At 38.8% G+C, this 20,539-nt stretch carries 20 protein-coding genes; 4 read left to right on the top strand and 16 right to left on the bottom strand.

Going from position 1 to position 20,539, the window contains the following annotated elements:
- Positions 1 to 3 precede the first annotated feature (3 nt).
- Genes csd2 through HPOKI112_RS07610 form a run of 10 tightly spaced genes read right to left on the bottom strand, consistent with a single transcriptional unit; the run spans position 4 to position 12,547 of the window.
- A complete protein-coding gene (csd2, locus tag HPOKI112_RS07655) occupies positions 4 to 930 on the bottom strand; it encodes a M23B family cell shape-determining DD-metalloendopeptidase Csd2 (protein WP_025276502.1) in 927 nt (308 codons plus the stop codon).
- A complete protein-coding gene (locus HPOKI112_RS07650) occupies positions 930 to 2,099 on the bottom strand; it encodes a bifunctional folylpolyglutamate synthase/dihydrofolate synthase (protein ID WP_025277218.1) in 1,170 nt (389 codons plus the stop codon). The genes csd2 and HPOKI112_RS07650 overlap by 1 nt, the downstream gene beginning before the upstream one ends.
- Positions 2,089 to 2,601, bottom strand: coding sequence for an LPS assembly lipoprotein LptE (gene lptE / locus HPOKI112_RS07645; RefSeq protein WP_025276500.1), 513 nt, complete (start codon positions 2,599 to 2,601; stop codon positions 2,089 to 2,091). The genes HPOKI112_RS07650 and lptE overlap by 11 nt, the downstream gene beginning before the upstream one ends.
- Positions 2,598 to 5,018 (bottom strand): leucine--tRNA ligase, encoded by a 2,421-nt coding sequence (gene leuS, locus HPOKI112_RS07640; RefSeq protein WP_015428442.1) that lies wholly within the window; start codon positions 5,016 to 5,018, stop codon positions 2,598 to 2,600. Before leuS ends, lptE begins: the two co-directional genes overlap by 4 nt.
- Before the next feature lie 9 nt (positions 5,019 to 5,027).
- Complete coding sequence (locus tag HPOKI112_RS07635; protein ID WP_000383774.1) at positions 5,028 to 5,366, bottom strand: DUF6394 family protein; 339 nt, start codon at positions 5,364 to 5,366, stop codon at positions 5,028 to 5,030.
- A 9-nt stretch (positions 5,367 to 5,375) separates the two neighbouring features.
- Entirely contained in the window at positions 5,376 to 6,347 is a 972-nt protein-coding gene (gene secF, locus HPOKI112_RS07630) for a protein translocase subunit SecF (RefSeq protein ID WP_025310066.1), read from the bottom strand.
- An 8-nt stretch (positions 6,348 to 6,355) separates the two neighbouring features.
- A complete protein-coding gene (gene secD, locus HPOKI112_RS07625; RefSeq protein ID WP_025276498.1) occupies positions 6,356 to 7,933 on the bottom strand; it encodes a protein translocase subunit SecD in 1,578 nt (525 codons plus the stop codon).
- On the bottom strand, positions 7,930 to 8,313 hold the full coding sequence (gene yajC / locus HPOKI112_RS07620; RefSeq protein WP_001917035.1) for a preprotein translocase subunit YajC: 384 nt from the start codon (positions 8,311 to 8,313) through the stop codon (positions 7,930 to 7,932). Before yajC ends, secD begins: the two co-directional genes overlap by 4 nt.
- Positions 8,314 to 8,360: 47 nt before the next feature.
- Complete coding sequence (gene nhaA, locus HPOKI112_RS07615) at positions 8,361 to 9,677, bottom strand: sodium/proton antiporter NhaA (RefSeq protein WP_025310065.1); 1,317 nt, start codon at positions 9,675 to 9,677, stop codon at positions 8,361 to 8,363.
- A 23-nt stretch (positions 9,678 to 9,700) separates the two neighbouring features.
- Complete coding sequence (locus tag HPOKI112_RS07610) at positions 9,701 to 12,547, bottom strand: RecB-like helicase (RefSeq protein ID WP_025310064.1); 2,847 nt, start codon at positions 12,545 to 12,547, stop codon at positions 9,701 to 9,703.
- A gap of 251 nt (positions 12,548 to 12,798) precedes the next feature.
- Between HPOKI112_RS07610 and rpsB the strand changes: the two genes are divergently transcribed.
- Together rpsB and tsf are read left to right on the top strand one after the other, a co-directional pair.
- Complete coding sequence (rpsB, locus tag HPOKI112_RS07605; RefSeq protein WP_000258276.1) at positions 12,799 to 13,593, top strand: 30S ribosomal protein S2; 795 nt, start codon at positions 12,799 to 12,801, stop codon at positions 13,591 to 13,593.
- Positions 13,593 to 14,660, top strand: coding sequence for a translation elongation factor Ts (tsf, locus tag HPOKI112_RS07600; RefSeq protein ID WP_025276494.1), 1,068 nt, complete (start codon positions 13,593 to 13,595; stop codon positions 14,658 to 14,660). Before rpsB ends, tsf begins: the two co-directional genes overlap by 1 nt.
- Before the next feature lie 147 nt (positions 14,661 to 14,807).
- Here tsf and HPOKI112_RS07595 read toward each other — a convergent pair whose 3' ends face one another.
- Genes HPOKI112_RS07595 through HPOKI112_RS07580 form a run of 4 tightly spaced genes read right to left on the bottom strand, consistent with a single transcriptional unit; the run spans position 14,808 to position 17,516 of the window.
- Complete coding sequence (locus HPOKI112_RS07595; protein WP_025276493.1) at positions 14,808 to 15,539, bottom strand: hypothetical protein; 732 nt, start codon at positions 15,537 to 15,539, stop codon at positions 14,808 to 14,810.
- Complete coding sequence (locus HPOKI112_RS07590) at positions 15,532 to 16,428, bottom strand: type II methylase (protein ID WP_025276492.1); 897 nt, start codon at positions 16,426 to 16,428, stop codon at positions 15,532 to 15,534. The genes HPOKI112_RS07595 and HPOKI112_RS07590 overlap by 8 nt, the downstream gene beginning before the upstream one ends.
- A gap of 12 nt (positions 16,429 to 16,440) precedes the next feature.
- The gene (locus HPOKI112_RS07585) at positions 16,441 to 16,644 is read right to left on the bottom strand and encodes a hypothetical protein (protein WP_001879690.1); all 204 of its coding nucleotides are present in this window, start codon (positions 16,642 to 16,644) and stop codon (positions 16,441 to 16,443) included.
- Positions 16,644 to 17,516 (bottom strand): class 1 fructose-bisphosphatase, encoded by an 873-nt coding sequence (locus tag HPOKI112_RS07580; protein WP_025277216.1) that lies wholly within the window; start codon positions 17,514 to 17,516, stop codon positions 16,644 to 16,646. The genes HPOKI112_RS07585 and HPOKI112_RS07580 overlap by 1 nt, the downstream gene beginning before the upstream one ends.
- A 70-nt stretch (positions 17,517 to 17,586) precedes the next feature.
- Here HPOKI112_RS07580 and rpe point away from each other — a divergent pair, with 70 nt between their 5' ends.
- Entirely contained in the window at positions 17,587 to 18,240 is a 654-nt protein-coding gene (rpe, locus tag HPOKI112_RS07575) for a ribulose-phosphate 3-epimerase (RefSeq protein ID WP_025276489.1), read from the top strand.
- Complete coding sequence (locus HPOKI112_RS07570) at positions 18,218 to 19,081, top strand: 3'-5' exonuclease (RefSeq protein WP_025277215.1); 864 nt, start codon at positions 18,218 to 18,220, stop codon at positions 19,079 to 19,081. The genes rpe and HPOKI112_RS07570 overlap by 23 nt, the downstream gene beginning before the upstream one ends.
- A gap of 38 nt (positions 19,082 to 19,119) precedes the next feature.
- Here the strand turns inward: HPOKI112_RS07570 and hcpG are convergent, their stop codons facing one another.
- Together hcpG and HPOKI112_RS07560 are read right to left on the bottom strand one after the other, a co-directional pair.
- Positions 19,120 to 20,097 (bottom strand): Sel1-like repeat protein HcpG, encoded by a 978-nt coding sequence (gene hcpG / locus HPOKI112_RS07565; protein WP_025277214.1) that lies wholly within the window; start codon positions 20,095 to 20,097, stop codon positions 19,120 to 19,122.
- A 136-nt stretch (positions 20,098 to 20,233) separates the two neighbouring features.
- Positions 20,234 to 20,530 carry a hypothetical protein gene (locus tag HPOKI112_RS07560; protein WP_021303912.1) on the bottom strand — a complete coding sequence of 99 codons (297 nt, stop codon included), beginning with the start codon at positions 20,528 to 20,530 and terminating at the stop codon, positions 20,234 to 20,236.
- Positions 20,531 to 20,539: the final 9 nt, after the last annotated feature.

The raw sequence follows: 20,539 nt of genomic DNA, 5'->3' as shown, positions 1-20,539 counted from the left end.
TCCTTATTGGCTTATGAGCGCGTCTTTATCCACATGCTCTTGGAGCTGGACAATGTCTTCTAAAACCCAAAACAAATTCTTCCATTCAATAAATTTATTTTCTTCTAAAGCGCTTTGAAAATGATCTAAATCCCATGCTAGAAATTTTTCTGCATCTAAAATTTTACCTAAAAAGCGCACTTCATAATGCAATTTTTCGCCGCCGCTATTACCGCTCTTCCCGCTATAGCCAACCAACTGCCCTTTTTGGATAAAGCTTTTGGTCTGCACATTGACATGATCTAAATGCGTGTAAATGGAGCTAAAACCAAACGCATGTTCAATGCGCACCAAGTTCCCATACCCCACATTAGAATTGGTTTTCACAAAATCCACAATCCCATCAGCGCTCGCATAAACAGGCGTGTTCAATGGCGCGATAAAATCAATCCCAGATTCAACGCCCTTAATTTTTTTAATGGGGTGGTTCCTTTCTTTGGTGGGTTTGATAGCGCTATAAGTTTTCAAGGGCATGCCATTAGGAATGAGCATGAGCGCTAAATGTTTTTGAGCCAAATTCAAATTGTCTAAATCCACTTCATCATAGAGATGCACGCCCCCATTGGCCCCTCTTTTGACTTCAATCAAGGATTCTATCGTGCGAATCTTTTGCCCCACAATAAAGAGCTCTTCTCGCTTGTTTTTAATCTCTTTTGTCAAAGTGTAATTTTTTTGATATAAATCCCTAAAATCCCTTAAAACCGCATTCCTCTCGCTTGTCATCGTATCCATTTTAGCGATTAAAAATTTTAAAAACCCTACGCCAAGCCCCACGATCAATAAAAGAATGATAACAGAAATGATGAGATTGCGTTTTAAATTTTTAGAAAATTTGAGCTGTTTAGAGCCTGATTCATCAATGATGGTGATCACAAGCTGGTTTTGTGGCATCAATCCCTCTTCTTTTGATAGCGTTCATAAAAAGCGTTGGCTACCAGAAATGAGCCATACACCAAATAATTTTCATTTTCTTTCAAATCTTCAAACAAAGCGTGTTCTAACCCTAAAGTTTCTAAAATCCCTTTAAGTTTTTCTAATTGGATAATTCTTTCATTATGCAATTCTAAAATCAAAACCTTTTTAACCACAGGCTTTAAAATTTCTAACACCCCACAAGCGTCTTTATCTTGATAGCAATTATAAATTAAAATAATTTTAGTGTTAAAAACGCGTTTGATCTCTTCTTTTAAGGCTTTAGCGCTATGGGGGTTATGCCCCACATCTATTAAGATATTAGGGCTTAAAAGCTCGCAACGGCCGATTAAATTTAGGGGCTTTAGGTTTTTTAAAACTTCTTGTTTATTGCATGGCATAAGCGTTTCAAACGCTTTTAGGGCCACTTCTAAATTCATCGCTAAAAAATGGGCTAAATGGTAGCGTTCAATATAATCCTTGACTCCTTTTGAAATCTCATTTTGAACCACAATCAATTTTGCGTGTTTGTCTTTGGCGATCTTTTGAGCCACATTTAAAACCAGTTCTTGTTGGGGAGCGATGATATTAAGAGGGCTCATCGCTTTTAATTTAGTAGTCGCAATGCTTTCTAAACTATCCCCTAAAAATTCCTTATGATCATAATCAATGGGGGTGAAAACGCTTAGGGTTTTTTCTAAAGCGTTCGTGCTGTCAAACTCCCCCCCAAGCCCTGCTTCTAAAACCAAATAATCGCAATCTTTAGCGAGCATGACGGCTAGTAAGGTAGCGTATTCAAAATACGAGCAAGTGCTACTGAAAGCGTGCGATTGCAATTGCTGGTGGGCGTTTTCTAAAACGCTTTCTTCAACAACAGAGCCATTCACAAAAAAGCGCTCCCTAAATTCAAAAACATGAGGGGAGGTGAAATGCAACACCTTAAAATTTTGATCGGCTAATAAAAGGGTTAAAAACCGCCCTGTACTGCCCTTGCCATTAGTCCCTACCACATGAATGACTTTCGCTTGAACCTCAAAAAAAGCGTTTTTAAAATCTTTATAAATTTGAATGAAACGGCTAGGATCAAACTTGTGGTATTCTTTAGGCTTTGTTTCTAAAAACGCGCTCAATCTAGGGCTATTTTTCATTATTGAATTTCCCTTCATAAGCGATTTGAGCCACAAATTTAGTCAAAGTTTGCTCCACAGCCTGATTGATCGCGTAATAGCGGTTCTGGTAGGTATTAAGGGGGTCTTGCAAATTCACAGCGTAATTGTAATACCCGCTATTTTGAAAAGTCTTTTGTGTGCCTCTTTTGTTATCGTAAGTGTAGCTTACAGACACAGTCGCGCGATAGAAAGTCGTAAAGCCTTCTTTATTTTGCGTGATACTCGTATCGGTTACATTCGTGATTTCTATAATAATGATAGAATCCGCATCCTTTTCACTCGCTAAGCGGCTTTGGAAGCGTTGCACGACTAAACGATTCATCAAATCCTTAAACTCTACAGAGTTTTCAGGGTTAGGCAAATTCACGATGAGTTTCACGTATATGCTATCGCCTAAAGCGTTTTGAGCGTAAGCGGCGATGGGCTTATACCCACAACCCTTGAACCAAAGCAACAAAATAAAAAAAAGTAAAGCCTTCATGCGATAACAAAATTAACAAGCTTATTAGGCACATAAATTTCTTTTTTAACGCTCGCCTTTTCTAAATATTTCTCTAATTCTTTTTTAGCCAAAATAATAATTTCTTCCTTACTGGCGTTAATATTGACTTTCAATTCCGCGCGCCTTTTGCCATTAATGGTAAGCCCTAAAGTCATAAAGTCTTCCATCAAAGCGTTTTCATCGATCGCTATAGGCTTAAAATTCTCTCTTTTAAAAAGCCTCTCGCTCAACTCCCATGCGGTGTGTGGGATAATAGGCTCTAAAATTTGCAACAACACAAAATAACCCTCGCATAAAATTTGCTCATTATTTTGTGCACTCAAAGCGTTTAAAGCCTCCATGCAACTTGCGATCAAAGTGTTAAACGCGTAAGCGCTTTCAGCCTTATTGAAAATTTCATGCGATTTTTTTAACGCTTCATAGACTTTTTTACGCCCTAGTTTTTGCGCTTCATTCAAGCTGACTTCTTTAAATTCAGGCTTAGAAGTGGTAGGGGTAATGGCGTTCGCTTTATCGTATAAGCGCTTGATAAACCGGTGTGCGCCCTCTAAAGCGCTGTCATTCCATTCTAATTCTTTAGCCGGTGGGGCAGCAAAAAGGATAAAAAGCCTCGCCGCATCGGCCCCGTATTTTTTAAGTATCTCTTTAGGGCTAACGACATTGCCTTTAGATTTGCTCATCTTAGCGCCATTTTTTAAAACCATGCCTTGAGTGATAAGCTGTTTGAAAGGCTCATCTAAATGAAGATAGCCCAAATCCCTTAAAGCCTTAGTGAAAAAGCGCGCGTATAACAAGTGCAAAATCGCATGCTCAATGCCGCCAATATAAGTATCCACTGGCATGAAATACTTCAAGTAATTTTGATCAAACGCTTGATTTTCACGCTGGTTTTTGGGCGTGGTGTAGCGCAAGAAATACCAACTGGATTGGATGAAAGTGTCCATGGTGTCTGTTTCTCTTAAAGCGTCTTTGTGGCATTTAGGGCATTGAGCGAATTTCCAGCTCGCATGCTTTTCTAACGGATTGCCCTCCCCATCAATCACAATGTCTTCAGGTAAAGTTACCGGCAGTTGGGTTTCAGGCACAATCCCGCAATGTTTGCAATGAATCATAGGAATGGGCGCTCCCCAATACCTTTGACGGCTCACTCCCCAATCTTGCAAGCGGTAGTTGATCACCCTTTTACCGAGGTTTTCTTTTTCAAAATAAGCGATGATTTTTTCTCTGGCCACTGAGCTAGAAAGATTGCTCCACTCCCCGCTATTTTTTAAAACCTCTTCTTTGGTGTGGGGCAAATTTTGAGGGCTTTGAGTGATCACTTTAATAGGGATATGATAAAGATTAGCGAATTCAAAATCCCTTTCATCGCAGGCTGGCACGCCCATTAACGCCCCAGAACCATAATTAGCTAGGGCGAAATTAGCCACCCAAACAGGGATTTTTTGCTTTGTTAAAGGGTGGATAGCATAAATGCCTAAAAACGCCCCTTTTTTCTCTAAAGCTCTTTCTCTTTGAGTCGTGTTTAAAATCGCTTTAATCATCTTTGAATCTTCTTGACTCACTTGCTTAATGGCATGCTCTACTAAAGGGTGTTCTGGGGCGATGGCGATGTAAGTTACGCCATAAATAGTGTCCGCTCTTGTGGTAAAAACTTCAATTTCTTGAATGCCATTGCAAGCTTTCAAGCACTCATCAGCGATTTTAAAACCAAATTGCAACCCGCTAGATTTCCCTATCCAGTTTTTTTGCATAATTAGGACTTGAGAAGGCCAATGATTTTCTAAAGTTTCTAAGTCTTTTAGCAATTCTTCAGCGTAGTTTGTGATCTTCAAATAATATTGATAGAGTTCTTTTTGAATCACTTCTGTATCGCAACGCCAACACCTCCCATCAATGACTTGCTCATTAGCCAAAACGGTTTTGTCGTTAGGGCACCAATTGAGCATGGCTTTCTTGCGATAAATTAGCCCCTTTTCCCACAAATCAATGAAAAATTGCTGTTCAAATTTCGTGTAATCCGGATCTGAAGTGGCAAATTCCCTGTTTTTAGAAAAAGAAAACCCTAAAGCTTCAAACTCTTTTTGCATGGCTTCAATGTTTTCATAAGTCCAGGTTTTAGGGTGGATACCATGCTTAATGGCCGCATTTTCTGCAGGCATCCCAAAAGAATCAAACCCCATAGGGTGCAACACATTATAATGGTGCAAACGATAATAACGCGCCAACGCATCGCCAATGGTGTAATTGCGCACATGCCCCATGTGGATTTCCCCACTAGGATAAGGCAGCATGCTCAAAATGTATTTTTTAGGGAGGTTAAAATCGTCTTTAGGCTCAAAACTCTTATTTTTCCACCAAAATTCTTGCCATTTTTTTTCTATATTGATAAAATCCATCACTACCCCTTAATCTGTTTCGCTCGTTACAACGCTTTCAATCAACAAAAAGATGAGGCTGAAAGCGTTGCTAATCAACGCCCCAATCATGAGCATGTAAGCGGTAACCAAATTATTTAAAATCTGTAAAAACACAAACGCCGGTATGAGATGCAGCACGGTAGCTAAAGAGCTGGCCAACAGCTCTGAAGCGAAACGCTTGCACACCCCAATTTTGAGCGTAACAGAAATAAGGTTTAAAGCTAACGCTACAAACAACACCACCGTGTTAGGCTCATACAAAAACCCTGCAATGGTGGTTAAAGAAATAAGGCTGAACAGCACATGAACGACCCGACCCCAATCCATAGAAACTCCTTAAACTTGACCGCCCTCATACAAACGGTGCATTTTTTCTTTCTCTTGAGCTTTTTTGATTTTTCTAGCCTCATTCTCATAATATTTATCCATATCAAAGCCTAGCAATAACGCTACTTTAGGAGCAATGAAAATAGAACTATAAGTCCCTACAATCGTGCCTATTAACATGGGCAATGAAAAGCCAATAATGATCTTACTCCCGAACACGCACAAAATCAACACCACAAAAAACACGGTTAAAGAAGTTAGAAGTGTGCGCGTGAGCGTGCTGGAAATGGCTTCATTAATGGCTTGAATGGCGTTTTTGTTTTTTTGAGAGAGCATCTCTTCTCTGATCCTGTCAAAAATAATGATCGTATCATTAATGGAATACCCAATCAAAGTGAGTAAAGCCGCAATCACTTCCAGATTCATATCAATCTTAAAAACAATCACTGAGCTTGCCACTAAAATCACATCATGCACAAGTGCAATGACGCTCGCTAAAGCAAAACGCCATTCATAGCGGAAACTCACATAAACCATGATCGCTATTAAAGCTAAAATCAGCGACAAAACGCCCTTTTCTTTCAATTCGCTCCCCACTCTAGGGCCAACGGTGTCAAATTTACGGATTTCAAAATCGCCACTGGGTTTTAGAATGTTAGCCACGATAGCGTTCAAATCTTCATTTTCAGCCGTTTCTACAAAAGGGAATTTGATTAAGATTTCTTCTTTAGAGCCAAATTCGCTCACTTGCACGCCTTTAAAGCGAGCTTCTTTTTCAAAAAGATCGCGCACTTCTTTAATGGGAGCGTTTTGAGTGTAACGCACTTGCACCAAACTCCCCCCCGCAAAATCAATCCCTAAAGAAAACCCTTTAAAAAACAAAAGCCCCAACGCTAGAAGTGCTAAGATCGCTGAAACGATCACCCCATAATTGGAATAACGCATGAAGCTTAAGATTCTAGTTTGCTTGAATAATTCCATAAAACCTCCTAAGCTCTTTTATTCACGCCAAACCAAAAGTAAAGGCTTTTTGTTTGGGTGAGTTTAGGTAAAAGGGCTTGATAAATCCCTTGCGTGCCTATAATGGCGGTGATAATAGAGGCTAAAATCCCAATGCCTGTGGTTAGGGCAAAGCCTTTGATCGCTCCTGTGCCATAAGCGTATAATAACACTGAAGCGATCAAGGAAGTGATATTGGAATCAAAAATCGCTCTACTCGCATTGATATAGCCTAAATGGATCGCCTTAGCGATGCCCTCATTCTCTCTTAAGACTTCTCTAATGCGCTCATTGATAATGATATTAGCATCCACGGCAATCCCCACGGTCAAAACAATTCCCGCCATTCCCGGTAAAGTCAGCGTCGCTCCAAAAATCGCCATGACCGCCACAATCAAAAAAAGATTGACCACTAACGCCATACAAGCGATCACCCCCGCCATGGAGTAATAAAGCGCCATAAAGCCCATCACTAAAATAAAGCCCCCAATGAGGGCGATAATGGAAGTTTTAATGCTGTCTTTCCCTAAGCTCGGGCCTATAATCCTTTTTTCTAAAACCTGAATGGGCGCGCTCATCGCCCCACTCCTTAAAGCGATCGCTAAATCGCTCGCTTGAGCCACGCTAAAATTCCCGCTAATTTGCCCGCTCCCCCCACCGATACGCTCCCTAATTACCGGAGCTGAATAAACCTTATTGTCTAAAACAATCGCCATGCGTTTGCCCACATTCGCGCCTGAGAAATCCCCAAAAATCTTAGCCCCTTGCGCATCCAGCGTGAAGCTCACCACCGGCTGGTTGTTTTGGTCATACACCACTTTCGCATCTGTAAGCATTTCGCCATCTAAAATGGGGATCGCTTTGAGCAAGATTTTACCCCCCATTTCCACATCAGACAACAACACGCTGCCTAATTTTTGAGCCTCTAAATCCGTCATTTTCATCGCATCTTTATTGTGTTCTTCATCCACTGCCATCATCTGCAAATGAGCGGATCTTGAAATCAAGTCTTTAGCACGCCGTTCTTCTTCTAAAGTCTTAATGCCGGGCAATTGCACCGAAATTTCTTCTTTACCTTGCTGAATAACTACAGGCTCTGCCAAACCAAATTGATCCAAGCGGTTACGAATGATCCCTATCACTTGCAAAATCGTGTTTTTACGCAATTCTTCTTGCTCTAAAGGGGTGAGCTTCACGCTATAAAACTCCGCTTCTTTTTTGATTTCAAACTGGCTATGACCTTGCAATTCCAATAAAAGCGCGTCTAATTTTTTCGCTTCATCTTCATCTAAAAGCTCAAAACTGATCCCTTCTAAACTGGATTTAATGTCTTTAAGCAAGATATTTTGCTTTTTAGCGTTGTATTCTAAAGCGGACGCCAAGCTTAAATACTTGTTTTTTAAAGCTTCATCGGTTTGCACCCCTAAAAGCATGTTCAACCCCCCCCTTAAATCCAAACCTAAAGTGATCTTAGGGCCTTTAGTTTCTAGTAAAGAAGGCACAGAAAACCCTACCCCTAAAAGAAGCACGCAAACAAAAACGATTAAACGAGGGTTAAAAAGTTTCATTTAGTTGTTATTTGGCGTTGTTTCAAAGTTTTAGTACCAGATAATTTTGCCGAAATTTCTTCTCTGCCTTGTTGGATAACTATAGGCTCTGCCAAACCAAATTGATCCAATTCGTCTAATTTGAACGCTACATAGTTTTTAGAAAGTTTAGCGGTGGTGTCATCATTGAGCTTCACGCTAAAAAAATTCGCTTCCGCTTTAAGCACTTCAACGATCAACCCTCCTTGAGTAACAATTTTATCGCCCTTAGTCAAGCCCTCTATCATTTCTTTGTGCTTTTTTTGTTGCTGGCGTTGCGGGCGAACGATCAAAAAATAAAAAATAAGAAACAACACCACAAGGGGTAAAAGCGTCGTTAGAATGTCTCTAATTTGTCCCATTTAATTTCCTTAAAAGATGTTTTAATCTCAAATTATAGCATTTTTAGCTATTTCTTTAAAGTCGCTCTTTTGTCTAGCGCGAATAAATACAAAGCCCCTATGATCCCAGAAATCAAAGATCCGAGTAAAATCGCAATCTTTGCCACTTCCATAGCATCCTTATGCTCGCTCGTGAAAGCCAGATTGGAAATAAACATAGACATGGTAAAGCCAATCCCTGCTAAAAGCCCAGCCCCTAAAATATGCCACCAGCTGATGCCTTTAGGGCGTGCAGTGATTTTAAGCTTTTCGCTTATAAAAGTGATGAGAAAAATCCCTAAAGGCTTGCCCAAACAAAGCCCTAGAATAACCCCTAAAAGCACCTTATCCACTTCTAAATTGATGCTAGAATCAACGCTCACCCCAGCGTTTGCAAACGCAAATAAGGGCATGATGAAATACCCGCTAATGGGGGCTAAAAAATGCTCCAATCTTTCTAAAGGGCTTTGTAAGGCGCTCGCTTTTTCTTCAATGGAATGCAAGATCTCTTGCTGCTCTTTAGTCAAAAGCGCTCCTGAACTCGTTTCTGCGTATCGCTTGCCCAGTTCTAAAAGCTCTACATTTTTAGAATCTTTAGGGATCTTCACCGGTATCATAAAAGCTAAAATCACTGCAGCAATCGTCGCATGGATACCGCTCTCATGCACGCAAAACCAAAGCAACACCCCTAAAAGCAAGTAAGGGATAAGCGAGCGCATATTCAAGCGGTTTAATACAGCTAAAACAAGAACCACCCCTAAAGCCCCTAAAAGCCATGCGAATTTTAAATTTGTGGTATAAAAGAGCGCAATCACCACAATAGCCCCCAAGTCATCAGCCACCGCTAGAGTGATTAAAAAAACCTTTAAAGCGGTTGGCACCCTCTTGCCTAAAAGCATGATCACGCCTAAAGCGAATGCAATATCTGTCGCCATAGGGATCCCAAAACCATGCTGAGAAGGCGTGTCAGCGTTAAGAAAAAAATAAATCAATCCTGGGGCTATCATGCCCCCTATAGCCGCAATCACAGGAAAAGAAGCTTTTTTGAAACTGGATAGCTCCCCAAACAACAATTCTCGCTTGATCTCCAAACCTATCATTAAAAAGAATAACGCCATTAAAACATCATCAATCCAGTGATGCAAACTAAAGCCGATAAAAAAATCCCCTATTTGAAACCCAAAAGGGGTGTGCCATAGCGCAAAATAACTTTCTTTTAAAAACGAATTAGCCACCACCATCGCTAAAACAGCGTTTAAAAAGAGGAAAATCCCTCCAAAAGACTCGCTTTTAATAAAGTTTTTAAGCGTTACACTGAGCGCGTTTTCTGTTTTTTTGATATTCATAGACAACCTTAAAATTTTTAATTTCAAACCCATAATTTTTCAAGCAGTCTTTTATGAGCGTAAATAATGCCCGCTTGTATCTTAAAATGGGGGGCTTGAGTTTGCAAAAACGCAGCGTAATGAGAAACTTGTGCTTTATGGCTTTGCTGGTAATTTTGAGAGCTTTTATAATCTAAAACATACAAATTTTGCCCCTTATCCCACAACAAAACATCAATCCTAGACACAACCCCTTCAAATAAAAAAGCCGCTTCGCCCCTTAAGGCATAATTTTTAAAAAGAGCTTGTATCTCTGTATCGTTTTCAAAAAGCTCTAAACTTTCTTCTAACGCTTGGTAATCCAAACCATAAAAACCATGATGGTAGTTTAAATATTCTAAAACGCTTTCTTTAGGAATACTATAAGCGTATTGGTATTCTAATCCCTTATGCAAAGCGATACCAAAATTGATCGCTTCCTGGTCGTTATTCTTTTCATAATCGCTCTCTGGCTCTTCTTCTATCTCTTGGACTTGCTCGCCATAGGCATGGGGTTTGATTAACACGCTTGCGATTAAAGGCTCTTTTTGAGAAGAAATAGCCGGCACGATTTCGCCCTCTTCTAAAGGCGCAAGATCCAATTGTTCGTGCATTTTTTTGTTTTTGCTTTCTTTTTTGCTTTCTTTTTTGTCTTTGGCCACGACAATCAGCCCTAACTCAGCCCTAGTGAATGCGACATAATACACATTAATTTCTTCATGATCTTTAGCCGCTTCTTCTTCATCTAAAGCCCTAGCGTAATCTTTATCTACGATCTCACGATTTTTCATTCTGTAATAAAGGCGAAGAAGCTCTGCACCGTTATATTCTTCAAGGAATTGATTGGAGTTATTGGATTTAGGCTTGCCCAAGCGTTCGCACACGATCACATAAGGGAATTGCATGCCTTTAGATTTATGAATGGTCATGATCTGAGCGCCTTTTAAATTGAAAGAAGCGATCTTTTTAGCCTCTAATTTTTCCAAAAATTCATTCGCGTCTTCACACCCAACCGCCAACTCCAAACAGATTTGCGCGCACTCTCCATAAAGCTCAAACAATTCCATCACCTTCCACACAAAGTCTGCCACGCTCTCTTTTTTAGGGTCAAAACCAGCTAAAGCGATGGCATCATCATGCAAGTATCCAGCGAGTTTTAAAACGCTGTGCTTGTAAAAGGGCTTGTAAGGTTCTTCAGCTAGAGCGTATTTTAAAGCGTTCTTAATGATTTTAGATTCTACAAATTGAGACAATTTCGCGCTAGATTCCGTGCTTGGGCGAATGGCGCTCAAATTCTCTTGCAAATAATTTTTGATTTCTAAAGCGTCGTCATTAGTGGCGCATAAAATGGTAATGTCTTTAGGCTCAATGCGATGCTCTAAAAGGTTTTGAGCTTCTTGTAAGATTTGTTCCAATAACAATCCTCTTTCATCAGCCACTAAAGAGACTTTCACATAGCCGTCTGTAACATGTTTATTGCTGGAAGCTTTAGGGTATTTTTGCTCCAAATAAGCGGTGGAGGAATTTTGATAAGCTTTTTTAAAAATGGTGTTCACATAATTAATAATCAAAGGCGAACTGCGGTGGTTGAATTGTAAATTATCGTGGTAAAAATCTTTAGAAACGCTTTCAAACAAGGAGCTAAAACTCCCCCTAAAGGCATAAATGCTCTGCTTGACATCGCCCACAAAAAACACGCTCCTGTGCCATTTAGCTTGCCCTATCCCGGCTTTAATCTCATCAATAAAAGGGGCTAAAATCTTATAATCGTTCAAGCTCGTGTCTTGAAATTCATCAATCAAAATGTGCGCGATTTTGCTGTCCAATCTGAAATAAAAAAACTCCGCCGGCATTTCTTCATAACCTTTCAATAAGGCATGGACTTTATCTTTAATCGCATCAAAATCCAAAGCTTGGATTTTAGAAGTGGCTTTATCATAAAGCTGGATGAATTTAGGGAATTTTTTAAACAATGCACTTTCTTTGGCTTCATAATAGCGTTTTAAATCGTTTTCAATCTCTTCGCATTCGCTCTCTAAAGTGGGGATTTCATTTTTGAGTTTTTTGAAAGATTGATATTCGCTCTTTTTTTTAAGCCAGGTTAAAGAGCTGTTTAAAAATCCCCTAAAACTATCGCATTTAATGGCTGTTTTAGCCTTATCTGACGCTGTTTCTATGCTTTGAATTTGATTGTTTAAACTCCTTAATTTTTCTAAAAAACCCTCTTCATCAAATGCAGGCTCTTTCTTATTAGGATCAAATAAATAGAGCTTGTTTTTTAAAAAACGCAACCGCTCTAAAATGGAATCGCTTGTGTAATTATCATAACTTAAGCATTGAGCGATAAAAACGCTCAATTCCTCAAGCTGTTCGCCATTTAAAGCGCTCAAAAAACCCTCATTAAGCTGTTGCTGGTGCGCTTTGGTGTCTTCATTGACTTCAAAATTCGCGCTCAACCCCACAAACCAGCAAAATTTCCTTAAAATGCTTTGAAAAAACGCATCAATGGTGCTAATTCTGATTTCAGCGTTTAAAAAGCGTTGGTAGATTTTTTGAGCGCTATTTTGCACCAAGCTAGGGTCTAAATGGTATTTTTCTTCTAATTCTTTTAGGATATTTTGGGCTTTTTCTTTTTCTTTTTCATCTTCAAGGTTTTCTTTTTGCAAAATTTTTAAATAGTCTAAAATGCGCTCTTTCATTTCGGCGGTGGCTTTTTTAGTGAAAGTGAGCGTTAAAATCTCGCTAGGATTAGCCCCCTTAAACAACAGGGCCAAAAACCGCACGCTCAAAGCGAAAGTCTTCCCGCTCCCTGCTGAAGCCTTTAAGGCCATGCATTGTCTTTTTGTATCCATTGAGATCTATCCTAAAATTCTATTTTGTCTTTATTATAACCTAAAAGCCTTTTTTACTTAAGCTAAAAAACCCTAATCTTTTGCTATAATCGCAGGGTTTTGTCGTTTTTTCTATCATTTTAATAGGAATTAAAGGCAAAGACAGCGTCAAATTCACACATGCTAATCCTTGTATTTAGGTGTTCTTAAGAAATTTAAGAATCAAATGAGCATGGAGGAAGAGAACCAAAATAACTTTAAGGAGCGTATTCATGGTAACCATGAAAGATTTATTAGAATGCGGTGTGCATTTTGGACACCAAACAAGGCGTTGGAACCCTAAAACCAAAAAATTCATTTTTGGCGTTAGGAAAAATATCCATATTATTGATTTGCAAAAAACTTTGCGCTATTTTAGATATACCTATAATATCGTGCGCGATGCGAGCGCTCAAGGCAAGAGCATCATGTTTGTAGGCACTAAAAAACAAGCCAACGAGACTTTGAAAGAATTTGCTGAAAGCATTCAAGTCCCTTATGTCAATTACCGCTGGCTTGGTGGCATGCTGACTAATTTTAGCACCATTAGAAAATCGGTGAGAAAATTAGAAATCATTGAAGAAATGGAAAATAGCGGTCAAATTGATCTATTGACTAAAAAAGAAAAGCTCATGATTTTAAGGAAAAAAGAAAAGCTAGACAAGTATCTTGGTGGGGTGCGCCACATGAAAAAAATCCCTGATATGATTTTTGTGATCGATGTGGCTAAAGAAAAAATCGCTGTCGCTGAAGCCAGAAAACTCCATATCCCTATCGTGGCTCCCTTAGACACTAACTGCGATCCTGATTTAGTGGATTACCCCATTCCTGGAAATGACGATGCGATCCGCTCTATCAGGCTATTTTGTAAAGAAATGAGCGAAGCGATTTTAGAGGGGCGAGAACTCATGCAAGAAGAAATCGTCCATGCGGATGAAAATAGCGAAGAGATAGAGTTCGTGAGCAATGAAGAAAAAGAAGAAATGCTCGCTGAAATCCAAAAAGAAATCACTCAAGGAGCTGAATAATGTCAGGAATTAGCGCTCAATTAGTCAAAAAATTAAGGGACTTAACCGATGCGGGCATGATGGATTGCAAAAAAGCCCTTGTGGAAGTGGCTGGGGATTTGCAAAAGGCCATTGATTTCTTGCGCGAAAAAGGCTTGAGTAAAGCCACTAAAAAAGCCGATAGGATCGCTGCTGAGGGCGTAGTCGCTTTAGAAGTCGCGCCTGATTTTAAAAGCGCAATGATGGTAGAAATCAATAGCGAAACGGATTTTGTGGCTAAAAATGAGGGCTTTAAGGAATTGGTTAAAAAAACTTTAGAAACGATCAAAGCCCATAATATTCACACCCCAGAAGAGTTGCTTAAAAGCCCATTAGACAACAAGCCTTTTGAAGAATATTTGCACTCTCAAATCGCTGTGATTGGTGAAAATATTTTAGTGAGAAAAATCGCTCATTTAAAAGCCCCTAGCTCTCATATCATCAATGGTTATGCGCATTCTAACGCTAGAGTGGGCGTGTTAATCGGTATAAAATACGATAATGAGAAAAACGCTCCAAAAGTGGTGGAACTGGCCCGAAACATCGCTATGCATGCCGCAGCGATGAAACCTCAAGTATTAGATTGCAAAGACTTTAGCCTTGATTTTGTCAAAAAAGAAACTTTAGCCTTGATCGCTGAAATTGAAAAAGACAATGAAGAGGCTAAGCGCTTGGGCAAACCTTTGAAAAACATCCCCACTTTTGGGAGCCGCATTGAATTGAGCGATGAAGTTTTAGCCCATCAAAAAAAAGCTTTTGAAGACGAACTAAAAGAGCAAGGCAAGCCTGAGAAAATCTGGGATAAAATCGTTCCTGGAAAAATGGAAAGGTTTATCGCTGATAACACCCTTATTGATCAACGCTTGACCCTTTTAGGGCAATTCTATGTCATGGACGATAAAAAAACTATCGCTCAAGTGGTTGCTGATTGTTCCAAAGAGTGGGATGACGATTTAACAATCACTGAGTATGTGCGTTTTGAATTGGGCGAAGGCATTGAGAAAAAGGCAGAGAATTTCGCTGAAGAAGTGGCTTTGCAAATGAAGTGAGATTTTAGCAAACAACCTTTAAAGGTTGTTTCTTCTAACCTTTCAACTTTCTTTATTTAATCTCGTTTTTAAGACTAATCATCAATTTCTTTAATATTAAAAATAAACTCGTATTCTACAAGAAATAGATAAATGGGTGCAAATATGCTAATGAGTGAGCGTTTTCAAAAATTTTAAGACATTTTGTTCTCTTAAAATGTGATTATGCGAAAAGAAGCTTTCAATCTGGTGGTGGTTAGAAAATTCCTTTTTATGTTCATAAGCTTTTCTGATGTAGGGGGCAAACCCAAAAGGGTTTTCTAAGTCCTTTAAGGCGTTTTTCAAACTTTCTTCATCTTTATCTAAAGTATCAAAATACTTGAGCAAGACCTCTCTGGTTTCATAACTCAAAATATCTGAGCCTTTAAAAAAAGTGATGTCTGCATTAGCGACTCCATACACATAAATCGCATTGGGTTTAGGTAGGTTTGAATTCCACATGGGGCGAGAAGTTTGAAGGTTTTTTTCACCCTTATCGTTTTTAGAAAACTTGATTTCAATCCCTACCACATGATCAAAAATAAAAACCAAAAAATCAGGGTAATTTTGTGAGCCAAAAGGCTGGTATAAAAAATGGCTTGTAAGGTTTGAAAAAGGGTTTTTAAGGGTGTGTGGGTGGTTTTTTTCTAAAACTTGCTTTTTGAGTTGGTTAAAAGTGGTTTTGATTTCTTTATTAGGCTTTTCTTCAATATGGCTTAATTCTTCTGTTAAATCGCCGTTGATTTCGCTAAAGTGTTTTTTTAATTCATTCCTAAATTGGTTTTCAAACTGCTCCCCTGTGCTAGAACTTGCAAAAAACTTTCTTTTATTGGTAATTTCTTGAAACACTTTTTCAAGCATGCATTCCCTTTAATTTGCAATATTCTTCCACAAAATCATAAGTAGAAAACCCTAAAACTTGCGTGTTTTTATGAGCGAGTTTGTTGAAATCAATTTTATGGATAATCCTTAAAGCTTCTTTAGAATGGGCTTTGATGAAAAAATATTGTCGGTTTTTAATCAGTAAATTTGCATTGGTGATCTTTTCGTTGTAATCATAAAAGCCTTGTCTCACCACCGCAAAATCCCATTGGTATTTTTCTTTGTTGAAATATTTTAGGGTGTGTGGCGTGTTGTTATGAATGTAAGTGATGAAGTCATTATGGCGGATTTTTGGGGGTGCAATGATGCGTTCGTCTTTAAGATTTAGGGCGATATTTTTATGCATATAGATTTGAAAAACGCATTTCACATCATAGGGCCGTTCATTAAAAATAAAAGCGTTTTTCTCTAAATCAGCGTTTAAAACCAATTTTGCACGCTTATCAATGTGTTTTTGAATAGAATAGCGTTTGAATAAATTGGGCAAAATAAACGCTACAATAGGTGCTTCGTTTAAAGATTTGTTTAAAAAATCTAGGGCTAATTTCCCTCTATGCCCAAAAGGAGGGTTGCCAATAATGACACGCTTTTTGTTAAACTCAATCAATTCCAACAGATAATCTTTTTTTTGAATGCCTTGAGCTTTAGGGGCAATATCAAGGGCGTCCCAATCAGCAATCCCTAACTCTTTTAATGCATCAACAAAGCTCCCACTCCCTGCACTTGGCTCTAAAAAATGGAACGCGTTTAAGTCTAGCCCTAGATTTTGATTGATGAGATTTTTTAATAAATCCAAACAAAATCGTGCGATTTTGGGGTGGGTGTAAAAAGCGTCTAAATTTTTTTGCAAGGTAGTATTACTAACCATTTTAATCCCATTTTAGTTGAAATCAAACCCACCCGCTTCGCCTAAACTCATGCTCTCATAAGCCGCATCCACATAGCTGTTACGGATCTCGCATTTTAAAACCTTCTCGCATTTCAAGCAACTCGCTACCTGCTTTTCTTCTTGGCATGCTTTTAATTTCAAAAGAGCGTCATTAAAACGCTCTTCATATTCTAATTTTTTAGCGCTATTTTGCATCATTCTCCCTTTAAATATTTTTCTAAAATTTGAGCTTCATGCGGGCTGGTTAAATAGCATTCGCTTTTTTCATGGTAATTTTCTACGCTTTGCTCTAGCAAACGCTTTTTAACCCCCTTATCAAAATAAAACGCTTCCCCTTTAGCTTTTTCAACCATCAAGGCCAAAGGAAAGACTTCAAAAAGCTTTCGCAATTTCTTTTGCGGATAGGAAAACATTCCGCCTTTTTTAATGAGCACATGATGGACATCAGCCACCATAGATCCTGAGTATCGTAAGCGGTAATTTTCTGCAAAAAACCCTTCTAAAGCCTTTTTTAAGCCCGAAGAAAAATCCTTTTGATTGCCCCCGCTAGCGATGATTTTACCCTTATTTTCTAAAACAATGGTTTCTATAAAATGAAACTTGTTTTGGTAAAACGCGTAACGATAAACCTTGTCTAAAGCCACCACTAATTCAATTTTATGCCCAAAAACCACATAAAGGCTTGCGACTAAATTTTGTGCCTTATAATCCTTTTCATAAACCCCTATAATCGTGCCTACTAAGAAATTCGCCTCCATCACTGAACTCCCGTCTAGTGGGTCATAAGCGATCAAATAAGAGCCGTTTTCTTTAGTAACAGGCGTTTCTTTTTCTTCGCTAAAAACGCTTTTGACATTTTCTAAACTCAAAAAATTTTCTTCTAAAAATTTGTCTAGGGCTAAATCCGCTTTAATAGGCGTATCCCCGCTGCTGTTTTCTAACTTAGTGTAACTCCCAGCGTCTGGCCTTTCTAAAATTTCTTGGGCTTTTTTAACCCCTTTTTCTAAAAGACTGATGATTTCTATAACGATGTTTGCATGCTTGCATTTAAAATGTTTGTAATCCATAAAAACCCTTTTATGATTTGATTAAAGATGCTAATATTTTACTTCAAAACATTGAAAATAGGGAAGTATTTTGAAAGTAGCTCCGAGCCTTTTGAGCGTTGATTTTATGCATTTAGCCAAAGAGATAGAGAGCGTGAGTAACGCTGATTTTTTGCATGTGGATGTGATGGATGGGCATTATGTGCCTAATTTAACCATGGGGCCTGTGGTTTTAGAGAAGGTTACTCAAATGAGTAAAGTGCCTTTAGATGTGCATTTAATGGTAGAAAACGCGAGCTTTTTTGTGGGATTGTTCGCTCCTTTAAAACCGCAAATCATCAGCATTCATGCAGAAAATGAAAAGCACCCCCACAGGGTGTTGCAACTCATTAGAAATTCAGGCATCACGCCAGGAATTGTTCTAAACCCCCACACGCATGAAGAAAGCGTTAAATACTTGCTAGAAAGCGTGGGGCTAGTGCTTTTAATGAGCGTGAATCCGGGCTTTGGCGGGCAGAAGTTTTTAGATCTGGTGCTAGAAAAATGCCTGAAAGTTAAGGAATTGATTAAGCGCTACAACCCTAGCTGTCTTTTAGAAGTGGATGGGGGCGTGAATGATAAAAATATCTTTGAACTCCAACGAGCGGGCGTGGATGTGGTGGTTTCAGGGAGTTATATTTTTAAATCCAAAGATCGTAAGCTGGCTATTGAAGGCTTACAGAATGTCAGACAGCCTCTTGCATAAAGATATTCAAGCCCTAATCGCTCGCTTAAAGCACCAGGATTTAAGCTTAGGCATGCTAGAAAAATCGCTCTCTCGCCTTATTTATGATGAAATCAATTTGGAATATTTAAAAGCATGCGGGCTTAATTTCATAGAAACGAGCGAAAATTTAATCACGCTCAAAAACCTTAAAACCCCCCTTAAAGATGAGGTTTTTTCCTTTATTGATTTAGAGACCACCGGCTCTTGCCCCCTAAAACATGAGATTTTAGAAATCGGGGCCGTGCAAGTGAAGGGGGGGGAAATTATCAATCGTTTTGAAACCCTTGTGAAAGTCAAAAGCGTGCCTGATTATATCGCTGAGCTTACAGGCATCACTTATGAAGACACCCTAAACGCCCCAAGCGTGCATGAAGCTTTGCAAGAATTGCGGCTTTTTTTAGGCAATAGCGTGTTTGTGGCCCACAACGCTAATTTTGATTACAACTTTTTAGGGCGTTATTTTGTAGAAAAATTGCATTGCCCCTTATTGAATTTAAAGCTTTGCACTTTGGATTTATCCAAACGCGCTATTTTATCCATGCGTTATTCTTTGAGCTTTTTAAAAGAGCTTTTAGGGTTTGGTATAGAAGTCAGCCATAGAGCCTATGCGGACGCTTTAGCGAGCTATAAGCTCTTTGAAATATGCCTGTTAAACTTGCCTAGCTATATCAAAACCACAATGGATTTGATTGATTTTTCCAAATGCGCTAACACCCTAATCAAAAGACCCCCAAGAGCCAGATACCAAGAAACTCCACCGCCGTTTTCTCTTTTTGAGAGGACAAAGGGTTTGTTAAACATCATAAAAGCAACCAGTTAAACAAAAGCTGTTTAATGGGGCTTAATAGGGCTAGGATTTTATTGTTTTTGTTCTTTGAGAATATCGCATGCTTCTTTTAATCCTAGCTTGCAACTCTTTTCAAGGTTTTCTGTCGTTTGTTTTTCATCCTTTGCTACGCCCTTACCCTCATTATAAAACGCTGCTAGAGCGTAACACCCTTTAGCATCGTTCAATTCACAAGCTTTAGCAGAATATTCAAAAGCTTTTTTAAGATCCTTTGTTACGCCTTCACCATCACGATAAAACTCTCCTACAAGCGTGCATGTTAGAGCCTCGTTTAACTCGCAAGCTTTAGAGTAATATCCAAAAGCTTTTTTAAAATCTTGCGTTACGCTTTCACCAAGAAAATAATCCCCTCCTAATTTAGAACACCCTTCACCATTATTCAACTCGCAAGCTTTAGAGTAATATTTGAAAGCTTTTTTAAAATTTTGTGTTACGCCTTCACCATTATGATAAATATCCCCTAAAATCGCACAGCCATCGCCATAGTTTAACTCGCAAGCTTTAGAATAATATTCTAGATCTTTTTTATCTTTTTTCAAACCCTTTATCATATCGTTATAAAAAGTTGCTGACAGCATACACCCCTCAACATTATTTAACTTACAAGATTTAGAGTAATATTCTAAAGCATTTTTAAGATCGTTTGCATTAAAATAAAACTCTGCTAAGTCCTTGCATTTTTCAGCATCGTTTGATTTGCAAGCTTTAGCAGTAGCGGTGTGTTCAAGAGCTTTTTCAATGCTTTCTCTTGCACTTCCTTTTAGGATGACTTTAGAATAAGCCTCTCTTAAGATCGCACAACCATCAGCATCGTTTAATCTACAAGCTTTTTCAAAGTATTCCTTAGCTCTAGTGAAATCTTTATCCGTGTAAATAGTGATACCTGAAAATATAAGCTCTTTAGGGTTTGACTCTGCCATTAACCCCCCTAAACACAACACCCCCAAACACAAAACCCTAAAAACCGCTTTTTTGACACCCCTTAACATGACGCATTCCCTTTTGTTAAAATATAAGATTCTATTGTGATTGATATTGATAGCTAAAATCTTTTAATGTTTAAAAAACGGGGACTTGATTATTTTATTTTAAACTCATGAAAGGATAGGGGTTATTCGCGACACCCTACCCCACAATATCCAGCAAATGCTCTTCATGCCACAATTCAATTTCTTCTTCTTCCAAGCCAAACGCCTTAGCCCTTTGGCTGTTTTGATAGCGGTTTTTAGAGCCTTCTTTAGGGTCTTTATCGCTAATAGCTTGCATGTTTTCTAACGCTCTTGTTTCTTGAGCTAATTCAAGTTTACTTTGAAAGCTTTGCACTAAATCCAGCATATCACTTCTTGCACCCTGTTGGATAGCAGAATTTAAAGGAGCGTTTTGGTTGATATAAGTCACATTGCCTAAAGCTGAAACACCCATGCTAACCTC

Source organism: Helicobacter pylori oki112 (assembly GCF_000600085.1).
Lineage (GTDB): Bacteria > Campylobacterota > Campylobacteria > Campylobacterales > Helicobacteraceae > Helicobacter > Helicobacter pylori_CY.
This window is presented reverse-complemented; position numbering and strand designations above follow the sequence as displayed.